This is a genomic window from Rhizobium sp. YTUHZ045, assembly GCF_051124255.1.
Lineage (GTDB): Bacteria > Pseudomonadota > Alphaproteobacteria > Rhizobiales > Rhizobiaceae > Rhizobium.
In genome coordinates, this window is the sequence record NZ_CP101432.1 from 2191621 (window position 1) to 2204058 (window position 12438).

At 62.7% G+C, this 12438-nt stretch carries 12 protein-coding genes; 4 read left to right on the forward strand and 8 right to left on the reverse strand.

Annotated elements, in window-relative coordinates:
• Nucleotides 1–21: 21 nt before the first annotated feature.
• Nucleotides 22–915, reverse strand: a complete 894-nt coding sequence (locus NMA58_RS11090) for a LysR family transcriptional regulator (protein ID WP_434713341.1) — start codon at nucleotides 913–915, stop codon at nucleotides 22–24.
• A gap of 120 nt (nucleotides 916–1035) precedes the next feature.
• Here NMA58_RS11090 and NMA58_RS11095 point away from each other — a divergent pair, with 120 nt between their 5' ends.
• Nucleotides 1036–1431, forward strand: coding sequence for a (R)-mandelonitrile lyase (locus NMA58_RS11095; protein WP_434713342.1), 396 nt, complete (start codon nucleotides 1036–1038; stop codon nucleotides 1429–1431).
• 12 nt (nucleotides 1432–1443) lie between these two features.
• Nucleotides 1444–2433 (forward strand): aldo/keto reductase, encoded by a 990-nt coding sequence (locus NMA58_RS11100; protein ID WP_434713343.1) that lies wholly within the window; start codon nucleotides 1444–1446, stop codon nucleotides 2431–2433.
• A 48-nt stretch (nucleotides 2434–2481) separates the two neighbouring features.
• On the opposite strand, the gene maiA is transcribed toward NMA58_RS11100, so the two are convergent.
• The 6 genes from maiA to NMA58_RS11130 form a co-directional block, all read right to left on the reverse strand.
• Nucleotides 2482–3117 (reverse strand): maleylacetoacetate isomerase, encoded by a 636-nt coding sequence (gene maiA / locus NMA58_RS11105; protein ID WP_434713344.1) that lies wholly within the window; start codon nucleotides 3115–3117, stop codon nucleotides 2482–2484.
• A gap of 11 nt (nucleotides 3118–3128) precedes the next feature.
• Nucleotides 3129–3263: a hypothetical protein gene (locus tag NMA58_RS11110; RefSeq protein WP_434713345.1), complete on the reverse strand. Its 135-nt coding sequence runs from the start codon at nucleotides 3261–3263 to the stop codon at nucleotides 3129–3131.
• A 40-nt stretch (nucleotides 3264–3303) separates the two neighbouring features.
• The gene (locus NMA58_RS11115; protein ID WP_434713346.1) at nucleotides 3304–3720 is read right to left on the reverse strand and encodes an organic hydroperoxide resistance protein; all 417 of its coding nucleotides are present in this window, start codon (nucleotides 3718–3720) and stop codon (nucleotides 3304–3306) included.
• A 179-nt stretch (nucleotides 3721–3899) separates the two neighbouring features.
• Nucleotides 3900–5222 (reverse strand): ATP-binding protein, encoded by a 1323-nt coding sequence (locus NMA58_RS11120; RefSeq protein ID WP_183706544.1) that lies wholly within the window; start codon nucleotides 5220–5222, stop codon nucleotides 3900–3902.
• On the reverse strand, nucleotides 5219–5959 hold the full coding sequence (locus NMA58_RS11125; RefSeq protein WP_097601465.1) for a response regulator: 741 nt from the start codon (nucleotides 5957–5959) through the stop codon (nucleotides 5219–5221). The genes NMA58_RS11120 and NMA58_RS11125 overlap by 4 nt, the downstream gene beginning before the upstream one ends.
• A 113-nt stretch (nucleotides 5960–6072) precedes the next feature.
• Entirely contained in the window at nucleotides 6073–7125 is a 1053-nt protein-coding gene (locus NMA58_RS11130) for an alpha/beta fold hydrolase (protein WP_434713347.1), read from the reverse strand.
• Nucleotides 7126–7482: 357 nt separating this feature from the next.
• Between NMA58_RS11130 and NMA58_RS11135 the strand changes: the two genes are divergently transcribed.
• The gene (locus NMA58_RS11135) at nucleotides 7483–9258 is read left to right on the forward strand and encodes a cytochrome c biogenesis protein DipZ (protein WP_434713348.1); all 1776 of its coding nucleotides are present in this window, start codon (nucleotides 7483–7485) and stop codon (nucleotides 9256–9258) included.
• Between the two features lie 52 nt (nucleotides 9259–9310).
• The gene (locus NMA58_RS11140; RefSeq protein WP_434713349.1) at nucleotides 9311–10069 is read left to right on the forward strand and encodes an alpha/beta hydrolase; all 759 of its coding nucleotides are present in this window, start codon (nucleotides 9311–9313) and stop codon (nucleotides 10067–10069) included.
• 88 nt (nucleotides 10070–10157) lie between these two features.
• Here NMA58_RS11140 and NMA58_RS11145 read toward each other — a convergent pair whose 3' ends face one another.
• Nucleotides 10158–12353, reverse strand: a complete 2196-nt coding sequence (locus NMA58_RS11145) for an OmpA family protein (protein WP_434713351.1) — start codon at nucleotides 12351–12353, stop codon at nucleotides 10158–10160.
• Nucleotides 12354–12438 lie beyond the last annotated feature (85 nt).

Here is a 12438-nt window from a genome sequence, read left to right on the forward strand (position 1 = left end):
TGTCGGCCGGGAAACAGGCCTCTATCGCCGAAGGCGAAGGGCATCCACGACCAGCGCGAAAGCCGCCGAAGCATGCCGGCGGCTCGGATAGTAGAGATGGTAGCCGGGAAACGGCGGGCACCAGTCTTCTAACACGCGCGTGAGCCGGCCGCTGGCAACATGCAGTTCCACGGCATCCTCCGGCATATAGGTCAGCCCCGCTCCGGCGAGCGCCGCGTTCAGCCGCAGCGCAATATTGTTGAACACCAACTGTCCTTCGACGCGAACCTTCAGCTCGTGTCCGTCCTTCTCGAACTCCCACGCATAGATGCCGCCATAGGTCGGCAGGCGCAGGTTGATGCAGTTGTGGTCCATAAGATCCTGCGGCCTTAGAGGTTTCGGCCTTCTTTCGAAATAGGCGGGAGCGCCGACCACCGCCATGCGCATGTCAGGGCCGATGCGCACCGCGATCATGTCCTTCGCCACCTGTTCCCCCAGCCGCACGCCCGCATCGTAGCGTTCGGCGACGATGTCGGTCAGGCCGTAATCGACGATGATCTCGACATTGATATCGGGATAGTCAGGCAGGAGCTTTTCAAAAGCTGGCCAGAGCACCGTCTCCGCGGCATGCTCGCCGGCATTGATGCGGATGGTGCCTGCCGGCTTCTCGCGGAAAGCGCTGAGAGCTGCGAGTTCGGCCTCGATCTCGTCCATCCGCGGACCGATGGTGGCGAGCAGGCGCTGACCGGCCTCCGTCGGCGAGACGCTCCGCGTCGTGCGCGTCAGCAATCGCAGCCCAAGCCGCTCCTCCAGCCCCCGGATCGTGTGGCTGAGCGCTGATTGCGATACGCCCAGCTTCCCTGCCGCCTTCGTGAAACTCTGTGCGCGGGCAACGGCAAGAAAGACGACGAGATCATCAATGGCTGGGCGCGGCATTTATGAAACTTTCTCATAGGTCCTTGCCGCTGTTACCATCTAATCCGAGCCAAAGCCACGCGCTACCTGTTCTAGAACGCGGACAATCCTGTCCGGACCGCAGACACAGGAAGCACGATCATGGAAATCAAACGAAACGGTTCGCAGCCTTCGGCCAAGGGGCCGAAAGACTGGTTTGCCGGCACGGTGCGCATCGACCCGCTGTTTTCCGTCACCGGTCCCGCTCGCGCCGCCGGCGCCAGCGTCACTTTCGAACCCGGCGCCCGCACCGCCTGGCACACCCACCCGCTCGGTCAGACGCTGATCGTCACGGCGGGCTGCGGCCGCGTCCAGCGCGAAGGCGGCCCCGTCGAAGAGATCCGTCCGGGAGACGTCGTCTGGTTTGCGCCGGGCGAACGGCATTGGCACGGCGCGGCGCCGACGACCGCAATGACTCATATCGCCATCCAGGAACAGCTCGACGGCAAGGTCGTCGATTGGCTGGAGCATGTCACCGACACTGAATATCAAGGCTGAAAGGAAACGGCGATGCAGATCCGTCAACTCGGAAAGAGCGGACTTCAGGTCTCGGCCATCGGTCTCGGCTGCATGGGATTGAGCTACGGCTACGGCCCGGCGACCAACCTTCAGGAAGCGATCGTGTTGATCCGGCAGGCTTTCGAAAGCGGCGTGACCTTCTTCGACACGGCCGAGGCCTATGGCCCCTATAAGAACGAAGAGCTGCTGGGAGAGGCTCTTGCGCCATTCCGCAACGAAGTGGTCGTCGCCACGAAATTCGGCTTCGACTTCGATGCCAATGGCGGCCAGAGCGGTATGAACAGCAGGCCGGAGCACATTCGCGCGGTTGCCGACCAGGCGCTGAAGCGCCTGAAAACCGACGTCATCGACCTGTTCTACCAGCATCGCGTCGATCCAGACGTGCCGATCGAGGATGTCGCCGGCACCGTCAAAGCACTTATCACGGAAGGCAAGGTCCGGCATTTCGGTCTCTCGGAAGCAGGCGTCCAGACGATCCGCCGCGCCCATGCCGTCCAGCCGGTGACGGCGCTGCAAAGCGAATATTCACTCTGGTGGCGCGAGCCTGAACAGGACATCCTGCCGGTGCTCGAAGAACTCGGCATCGGCTTCGTTCCGTTCAGCCCGCTCGGCAAGGGCTTCCTCACCGGCGCGATCAGCGAAACGACGACCTTCGACAGCAAGGATTTCCGCAATATCGTGCCCCGCTTTTCGCAGGAAGCGCGAAAGGCAAACCAGGCCCTCGTCGATCTGCTTGCGGATATCGCCGCGCGGAAAAAGGCTACCTCCGCCCAAATAGCGCTCGCATGGTTGCTGGCGCAGAAGCCCTGGATCGTGCCGATCCCCGGCACCACCAAGTCGCATCGCCTCCAAGAGAACATCGGGGCCGCGCAAGTGGAATTGACGCCCGCGGATCTCGCCAGCATCGAAAGCGCCCTCGCCGCGATCAAGGTCGAAGGCGATCGTTATCCCTCGCATCTGCAGGCAAGGGTCGATCGTTGATTTGAGAAGCGGCCGCCGTCGCCTGCGGCCGCATCTTCATCATTCGCATCATTTCCTCGGCGCCGGCGCATTCTCCTGGAATGCCGGTATTGTCTCAAGCTTTGCGACGATTTCCGCAATATTGGGCCATTGGACGAGATCGAAGCCCTGGCGCCGGGCGCTGATCGCCTGCGGGAATAGGAAGATATCGGCAATACCAGGCTGGTCCCCGATGGCAAAGGCGCCCTTCCTGCTGCCGGCGATCATCCTCTCGACCGCACCCATCCCCTCGCCAATCCAATGACGGCTCCAGGCGGCAATGGCATCGCCATCCGCCTGAAAGGCGGTCTTGAGATGCAGGCCGATCCGCGGCGGCAGAAGCGCGTGGATCTCGGCGGCAATCGCCAGCGCGATCGACCTGGCCTGCGCCCTGTCTTCGGCGGTCTCAGGCATCAGAGGCGGCTCAGGCTGAATCTCGTCGAGATATTCGACGATCGCCAGCGACTGGGTGATGAGCGCGCCGCTATCCGTCAGCAAAGCCGGCACCAGCCCCTGAGGGTTGACGCTGCGATATCCATCCTGCCGGCTCTCGGCCTCTTCGCCGAGGATCGAGACCGGCAGTGCTTTGGCCGTCAGTCCCTTCAGGGCGAGCGCGATCCGGACCCTCGATGTGGCCGAAGAAATTTCATTCTGGTAGAGCTTCACTGTCTTTCTCCCTATTGATCCGAGGAGGCTGCGGACGCCGCCGCGACGAGGCTCGTCAGCGGCGAAGGCTCGCGCGAGCTCACGTCATAAACGCAGGGCGCGCCGAAGACCGCAGCTCCCAGAATGCAGATGATCATCAATCTCATCAAATCCTCCATCATGAGGCCGACCGGCAATCCCTGTGCGTCAGGCAACGGTCACTTCGACGTGGATATTGCCGCGCGTCGCCTTCGAATAGGGGCAGGTCCGGTGTGCCTCATCCACCAGCGCCTTTGCCACATCCGCTTCGATGCCAGGTAGACTGACCTTGAGACGGGCCTGCAGGAAATAGTCGCCATCGGTCATGCCGAGGTCGACCTCGGCATTCACAGCGGTCTCTGCCGGCAGCCTGACCTTCAGCTTGCCGGCAGCAATGCCGATCGCACCAATGAAGCAGGCCGACCAGCCGGCTGCGAAAAGCTGTTCGGGATTGGTGCCGGGCCGGGCGCTGCCGGGAGGCGAGAGCCTGATGTCCAGCTCTCCGTCATCGCTCTGCGAGGCGCCGTCGCGTCCGCCGGTGGTGCGGGTCCTGCCGGTATAAAGTACCTTGTCGATCTTGCTCACGGAAACACTCCTTGTTGCGTCGCTTCATGCGACTGGCCGCTACCGCGGTCGGGTTGACGGAGTGTGGTTTGACGGATCGATATATCCGGCATGTTTCCGGAATCGGCCGAAATGTCACAAAACGTAGCATCCGGCGTCCAGGACATTTTCCCGTACAATCCATTCCGATAATTTCAACATCACCGAATGGTGACTTCCGCCGCCAGTCCGCCACCGGAGCGATTGTAGAGCCTCAGAGATCCGCCGATCTTGGCCGTCAGTTGCTGGGCGATTGCCAGCCCGAGACCTGTGCCGCCCGTCTCCCGGTTGCGGGATTGCTCGAGCCGGAAGAAGGGCTGCATCGCGGCTTCGAGCATATCATCCGGAATGCCGGGTCCGCGATCCATAACGCTGATGACGACGGAATTGTCAGCGCCTCGCTCGACGCTGATCTCGGCGGCGCCGGCAAACTTCAAGGCATTGTCGATGAAATTCGATAGGATACGGCGAAGGGCGTGCGGCCTGGTGAAGGCGGCGCCTTCAACCAGACCGACGACCGTAACGGCCTTTCCAGTGTCCTGATAGTCGTAGGCTATACTGTCGATGAACGAGGCGAGATCGATGCGGGCGTTCTTCTCTCCGCTGCCGTGGGCGCTGCGCGCATAGGCGATGCCGTCCTGGACGAGACGCTGGATCTCGGCGAGATCATGCACCAGCTTGTCCTTCTCAGGTGAATCCTCCGCCATGTCGGCGCGCAGCCGCATGCGGGTGATCGGCGTCTGCAGATCATGCGAGATCGCCGCCAGTATCTGCACCCGTTCCTCGAGATAATGGGCGATCCTCTCCCGCATCGCATTGAACGCTCTTGCCGCATGCGCCACCTCGCTCGGACCGGCCTCGCTCAAAGCCTGACCGTCCTTATCAGGATCGAGCGCATCGGCAGCAGCGGCGAGCTCGCCGAGCGGCCGGATCGCCTGGCGGACCGCAAACCAGGTGCAGAGAATGAGCAGCGCCATCTGGATCGCGAAAACATAAGGCAGCCATGCGGCGATCGGCATCACGCCTCTCGGTGTGACATCGATCGTCAGAGGAGTTCCGTCGCTCAGCGTAAGATGCGCCTGCAGCCGGCTCACCTCACCCGGAATCCGTTCGACGCGGATTGGAAAGCGATGCCCGGCGGCCGCCTCTATCTTTCCTGCGATCTCCCTCGCCTTGCTGGAGCTGTCGGGCGCACCGGCAAGGCCAGTCCCAAGTTCGAAACGGTAGTTGCCGCGGCTCAGCCAGTCCAGAAGGTCGCCGCGCTCACTTGCCGGAAGCCGATCGAGAACGGCAATCGATGTCGCGACGTCGTTCTCCAGCGTGCCGAGCATCACCGCCTTTGCCGACATGTAGCGCTCCATGTAGAGAACACTGAAGGAGAGCCCATAGGCGAAGGCCAAACCGATCAAAAGAATGAGAAATATCCGCGATCGCAGAGTTCTCGGCCACGTCAGGTTCGCCAGGATGGGAATATCGGCTCTCATCGGCGCGGCTCAGAAATTTCGACCGGCACCGAGAAGACATAACCTTCGCTGCGCACCGTCTTGATATAGGTCGCCTCGCGCGCATCGTCCCCCAGGCGCTGCCGCAGGCGGCTGACAAGAAGATCGATCGAGCGATCGAAGAGTTCGGCGTCGCGGCCCTGCGTCAGGCTCAGAAGCTGGTCGCGGTTGAGCACGCGCTGCGGATGGTCGATGAAGACACGAAGCAGGCGGTATTCGGCACCGCTCAAGGCAATCGCGGTCCCTTCCTTGTCGAGAAGGTGACGTGCGACCGTGTCGAGCCGCCAGTCACCGAAGGTCAGCAATTGACCAGCCTCACTGATCTGCAGGTTGGGCGGCAGCATGCGGGTACGCCGCAGCACCGCCTTGATGCGGGCAAGAAGCTCGCGCGCGGCAAAGGGCTTGGCGAGATAGTCGTCGGCGCCCATCTCCAAACCGAGGATTCTGTCCATCTCGTCGGTGCGGGCCGTCAGCATCAGGATCGGGATCGCCTTGTGCCGGCCGGCGCGCAATTCGCGGCACAGCACCAGCCCGTCGTCGCCGGGCATCATCACGTCGAGCACGATCAGGTCGACGGCATTCGCTTCCAGAAAACTGCGCATCTGCCGCCCATCCGCGGCAACGCTGGTCCTGAGGCCATTCTTCTGCAGATAGCCCGAGACCAGCTCGCGGATTTCACGATCGTCGTCGACGATCAGGATGTGATCGACATGATCCATATGTGCCTTATTCCTCAACGATTACGGCCGCGCCTACCGCCTCTTTCGTATCGAGGCGCCTGACGCGACCTACGCATATTCCGCCGGCCCCGGCAACGTGCCTCTATCGTCGATCAGAAACGATCGACGTCGATGACCGCCTGCGCGAAGGCCTGCGGCGCCTCCTGCGGCAGGTTATGGCCGATGCCGCCGCCGATCGTGCGATGCTCATATTTGCCGGAGAATTTTCCGGCATAAGCGGAAGGTTCCGGATGCGGCGCACCGTTTGCATCGCCTTCCATGGTGATCGTCGGCACCGAGATCATCGGCAGAGCGGCAAGCTTCTTCTCATAGGAATCGTATTTCGCCTCGCCGTCGACAAGCCCCAGGCGCCAGCGGTAATTGTGGATGACGATCTCGACGTGGTCGGGATTGTCGAAGGCGGCAGCGGATCTGTCGAAGGTCGCATCGTCGAAATTCCACTTCGGCGACGCCGTTTGCCAGATGAGCTTTGCAAAGTCGTGTGTATTGCTCTGATAGCCCAGGCGGCCGCGTTCGGTGGCGAAGTAGAACTGGTACCACCAGGCAAGTTCCGCCTTCGGCGGCAGCGGCTTCTTGTTGGCCTCCTGGCTGCCGATCAGGTAGCCGCTCACCGATACCATCGCCTTGCAGCGCTCGGGCCACAGCGCGGCCATGATATTGGCGGTCCGTCCGCCCCAGTCGTAACCGGCAATGACAGCCTTTTCGATCTTGAGCGCATCGAGCAGGGCGATCATGTCGGCGGCAAGCGCCGAAGGCTGGCCGTTGCGCGGTGTCTTGTCATCGAGGAAGCGGGTCGTGCCGTAGCCACGCAGATAAGGCACGATCACCCTGTAGCCGGCCGAGGCAAGCAGCGGCGCGACATCGACGAAACTGTAAATATCGTAGGGCCAGCCATGAAGCAGCAGCACGACCGGGCCATCCGCCTTTCCAGCCTCGGCATAGCCGATATCGAGCACATCGGTTCTGACCTGCTTCAGCGCTTCGAAGGAGGTATGGCTACCGGCCTTTGCGCCAGGCAGCGCTGCGCTAGAAGACTGCGGCTGTTGGGCTGCGGCCGCTCCGGCCACGCCGAATTCGACGGCTGCAAGTGCGATTGCCGTCATGCCGAAGAAACGGCGGCGGTGATGATTGATTTGCTCTGACATCTGTCTCTCCTGTCGAATGGATCACGGCGCTCAGATGACGTTCGGCTTGTATCGCCCATATGTCACAGGCTGCGGATTTTGAATGCGAGTGTAACCTCCGCCTGCCGAGATACATTCTGATACAAAAGCGCCGCCTCGGCAGGGCATCCGGCGGGCTATGGCCGTTTTCACCGCTGCCTGTGCGGAAAGGCAGTTTGTATTCTTTTGTATCGCGGGCACTCCAGCGCGATAGTTCGGTACATTTTCGCATCAAACCAGACACATCGGAGATACCTCCGCCAGGCTATCTCCCAGCCGTTGCTGGTTCAGGCGCATCGCCGTCCAGAGCCCGATCAATCGGTTTCAAAGGAAACGATGATGACACTTCTGATCATTGCCTATCTTGGAGGCGTGCTGACCATCCTCAGCCCCTGCATTCTCCCCATCCTCCCCTTCGTCTTCGCCAGCGCCGGTCAGCCCTTCGTCAAGAGCACACTGCCGATGTTGGCCGGCATGGCCGCCACTTTCGCGCTTGTCGCCACGCTTGCCGCCGTCGGCGGTAGCTGGGCCATTCGCGCCAATGAATATGGCCGCCTCGCCGCGATCGTCCTGCTCGGGCTCTTCGGAGTGAGCCTGCTGTCGCCGCGCTTCGCGAGCACGCTGGCCCGCCCGATCGTCGACCTCGGCAACAATCTTCTGGACGCCAGCGGTGGCGGACGCACTGCGCCGTCGGTCAGGAGCGCGCTCATCCTCGGCGTCGCCACCGGCCTGCTCTGGGCGCCCTGCGCCGGACCAATTCTCGGCCTTGTGCTGACCGGCGCGGCATTGCAGGGCGCCAACCTGCAGACAACCGCCCTCTTGATTGCTTATGCCGCCGGTGCTGCGACGTCGCTTGCCGTCGCCTTGCTGATCGGCGGTAAAATCTTCGCCGCGATGAAGCGCTCGCTCGGCGTTGGCGATCGAATCCGCCAAGCTGTCGGCGCTACCGTGTTGGCGGGCGTGGCGGTGATCGCGCTCGGTCTCGACACCAGCCTCTTGGCGCGCCTTTCCTATGCCAGCACCGCCTCGCTGGAACATACCCTGCTGGACAGGCTGCATGCCAAGCCCGTCGCCGGCACGCCCTCTGAGGTGGCGAGCAGCGACACAATCATTCCCGCGGCCGATGGAAGCAAGCCTTTCCACAGTGATCTGCCCATCGAAGCTTACGCGCCTTCGTTCGACGGCGCGGTCGAATGGCTGAACTCGAAGCCTCTGACCAAGGAGCAGCTGCGGGGCAAGGTCGTGCTCATCGACTTCTGGACCTATTCCTGCATCAACTGCATTCGCACCATTCCTTATGTCAGAGCCTGGGCGGAAAAATATGCGGATCAGGGCCTGGTTGTCATCGGCGTGCACGCGCCGGAATTTGCCTTCGAAAAGAAGATCGACAACGTCAAGAAGGCTGTCGGCGACTTTCAGATCGGCTATCCCGTTGCGATCGACAATGACTACAAAATCTGGCGCGCATTCGAGAACAGCTACTGGCCTGCCGCCTATCTGATCGATGCCAAAGGTCAGATCCGCTATCACCATTTCGGCGAAGGCAATTACGGCAGGACTGAAAAGGCCATCCAGGACCTGCTGCGCGAAGCGGGCAACCAGATGGTGGAAACGGCCCCGGTTGAGCCCGATGCCAAGGGTGTGGAAGCGGGTCCCGACCTCGCCAACATCGGCTCCGGCGAGACCTATCTCGGCTACGCACAGGCCGAAAATTTCGTCTCTCCCGAAGGGCTGCAGGCCGATACGCCGCAGAACTACTCGATCGCCAAGCCCGGCATCAATGCATGGGGCCTGTCTGGCGCCTGGACCGTCGGTAAGGATCAGGCAACGCTCGACCAGCCCGGGGGCGGCATCGCCTATCGTTTCAGCGCCCGCGATCTGCACCTCGTGCTCGGACCCGGCGCCGACGCCAAACCGGTCCGTTTCCAGGTGAGGCTGGATGGCAAGGCGCCCGGAGCCGATCATGGCTCCGACATTGACGCCGACGGCAATGGCACGGTCACCGCAACGCGGCTTTACCAGCTCGTTCGCGAGTCCGGCGCCGTCACCGCCCGCACCTTCGAAATCCGCTTCCTCGATCCGGGCGTCCAGGCTTACGCCTTCACCTTCGGCTGAACCCTAAGAATTTCAAATCCCGCCCTTCAACATCGCCAAAAGGAGTGACCCCATGAATAAGCATCTGATTTTCATCGCAAGCCTTGCATTTGCCACCGCCGGAATCGCCTTTGCTGCCGAGGCTGCCGCGGTCAAGAACATCGTGATCGTCCACGGCGCGCTGGCCGATGGCTCGGGATGGCGAAAAGCGACCGAGATCCTCGAAAAGCGCGGCTTCAACGTCACCGTCGTCCAGGAGCCCCTCACCTCGCTCGACGACGACGTGGCGGCAACGAAGCGGGTTCTCGACCTCCAGACGGGACCGGTCCTGCTCGTCGGCCACAGCTATGGCGGCATGGTAATCACTGACGCTGGTCACGATCCACATGTCGCTGGCCTCGTCTATGTCGCAGCATTCCAGCCCGACAAGGGGGAAAGCCTGCTGAGCCTCGCCAGCTCGAGGCCGGCCGGCAGTATGGATATCAAGGAAACGAAGGACGGCAAATATCTCTATCTCGATCCGGGCGCCTTCGCCGCGGCTTTCGCGGCCGATCTGCCGAAGGCCGAGGCCGATTTCCTGGCAAGATCGCAGGTCTTCGCCGCCAAGCAGGCCTTTTCGGCCAAAGTCGGAAGCCCGGCATGGCGGACGAAGCCGAGCTGGTCGATCGTCGCCACCGAGGATCGCTCCATCAATCCCGAGCTGGAGCGTGACATGGCCAAACGAGCCGGCAGCGACATGACCGAGATCAAGGGCAGCCACGCCGTCTTCGCATCCCAGCCGGAGAAAGTCGCCGATGTCATCGAAAACGCGGCTACGAAAGCCGGCCGGTAGAGAGGGTAAGACAAGGCCGCTTCCCCTTCTCCCGGCGGGAGAAGAGGAGGTCAGCGCCCCTCCCTGACGCCAGGGAGGGGCGGATCAGCTACTGGTTGGCGGCGACCGGACGCACCAGCGGAGTGACGCGACGGATGGTGACGCGGCGGTTTTCCTGTTCGGGGCCTGGCGTGTTGACCTTCAAGTAACGTTCGCCGTAGCCCTGCGTCGCCATGTTTTCCGGCGGAATGCCATAGACGTCGGAGAGCACATTGGCGACCGATTCCGCCCGCTGGTCGGAGAGGACCAGGTTGCTCTGGTCGGAACCGACGGCATCCGTATGGCCCTCGATCAGGAAGGTCTCGCTCGGATCTTTCTTCAGAACCTGGCTGATCGCGTCGGCAACCTTGCGCAATGTGCGCGCCTGGGTCATCGGGATCTCCGCGCTGCCGGTCGCGAAGGTGATCGTATCGAGGTCGATGCGGCGCACCTTGTCGCGAATGCGGGCAGAATACTTCACTTCGTCAAGCGAATAGACACGCTCCACCTGCTCGACGGGCGGCTCGCTGAGGAATTCGTAATAGTCCCGGTCAGGATCGCTGCTGGTGTCGATGATATAGTCGTTAAGCGGGACACGCAGCCGCATCGGCGGCAGATCAGCGCCCGGGTCATCGAAATAGCCGCGATCAGGATCCTCGTAGAGATCAGGTGAGTAGTAGAGCACGTATTCGCGCCCGCGGGAATCGACGCGCGACCGCTGGATGATGTCGCCGTAGCGGTTACGGATGGTGACGATCCGATAGCCTTCCGGCCGGGTGATGATCTCGCGATAGCGATTGTCCGGGAGCTCTTCATAGATCGGCCGTTCACCGTCGCGCAGGAACCGCCTGTCGTCGTCGCTACGCACGATCACCTGATTGTTGTACTGGATGATCACCCGGTTATCGTCCGTTTGATCCTCGATGCGCGCTCCCTCGGGACGGGCAAATTGCGGCCGGGTGTCGAGCCTCGTGCCCTTCTCGCTGGTGACCGCCTCGAGCTTGATCGCCGGCGCCGCAGCGGCGGCAGGAGCCTGCGCATCCGCATCCGAGGTCGGCACCTTCACCTCCTGGCTTTCGGCCCGCAGCTTGTCGCGGTCACGGCGACCTTCCCGCCCCTTGCTGCGATCGGCATCCTTGTCGCTGTCAAGCACGGCGGCACCGTTCTCGACCGGCAGCACGACGGTCTCGTTGCTCTTGGCCGGATCTGCGGCGATCTTTTTCCGGCGCTCCAGCTCCTCGGGAGAAACCTTTTCCGGTGCCGGAATGGCCTGCTCCACCTGCTGTCCGCCGCTGGCATCCGGCAGCGGCTGGGCCGTGTCGGTGGCGGGCGCAGCCGGCTGTTCGCCGGCGGGCTGTTTGGCGGCGGGTTGCTCAGCGGTGGGTTGCTCAGCGGTGGGCTGTTTGGCGGCAGGCTTGGCAGCCGTGCCATCCGTCGGCGCTTCGGCAGGCGCAGCTTCGGGAGCGGCCGCCTTGTCTTCGGCTGGCTTCACCGCCGGGGCTGCAGCCTCGCCCTTCTTCGGCTTCTTGGCTGGCGCTTCGGCAGCGGGTTTTGCTTCCGGCTCAACTGCAGGCTTGGCCTGTTCCTCGGTGGGCGTCACCGCCTCGGGAGCGGCGGTCTCGGTCTTAGCCTTGCCCTTATCTCGGCTCTGGGCCTTGTCCTGACCCTTCTTGCCGCCTTCCGGCTTGACCTCGGGCTGGGCCTGTTCGGTCTCCGGCTGGGCTTGCTTTGCCGCCGGCTGCTGTTCAGGGGCCGGCTGAGCCTCCGGCTCGGCCGGCTCAGTCTGCTGCTTCTTCGGCTTTCTCGGCTTTTCCTGCGTTACCGGCTGCTGTTCTTCCTGTTGCGGCTCGGCCTCCGGCTGGGCTGCCTGCTTGGCTTTCCGCTCCGGCTTGCTCTCGGCCTTTGGCGCGGGCTCCTCCTTCGGCGCTTCGGCCTTCGGCGGTTCCGGCTCCGCCTTGGGTTCGGGCGCAGGCGCCTCCTTGCGCTCGGCCTTCGGCTTCTCGGCAGGCGCCTCCTTCGGCTGCTCGGCGGCCGGCGCCTGTTCTGCCGGGGCTTCCCCCTTCTGCTTGCGCTTCTTCTTCAAGAGTTCCTCTTCGGAGGGCGCGTCCTGCGCCACCTCGAAGCTGCCCTGTTCGATCTGCCGCACGGCCGCAGCCTCGGTCGTAGCGCCGCGCGCGGCCGCCACTGCCGATGCCGGCTGCAGCGCCAACGAGAGAGAAAGCAGCGGGAAAGCTGCGCTTGCAAACAATCTTGATTTCTTGCCCATCGGGTTTCCTCGATCCTGTTTGAGCTTCCTGAAGGCCGACAGGCCTCGGTTCGCCCTAGTTTCGCAATGAGGCGAAACGGCGAAT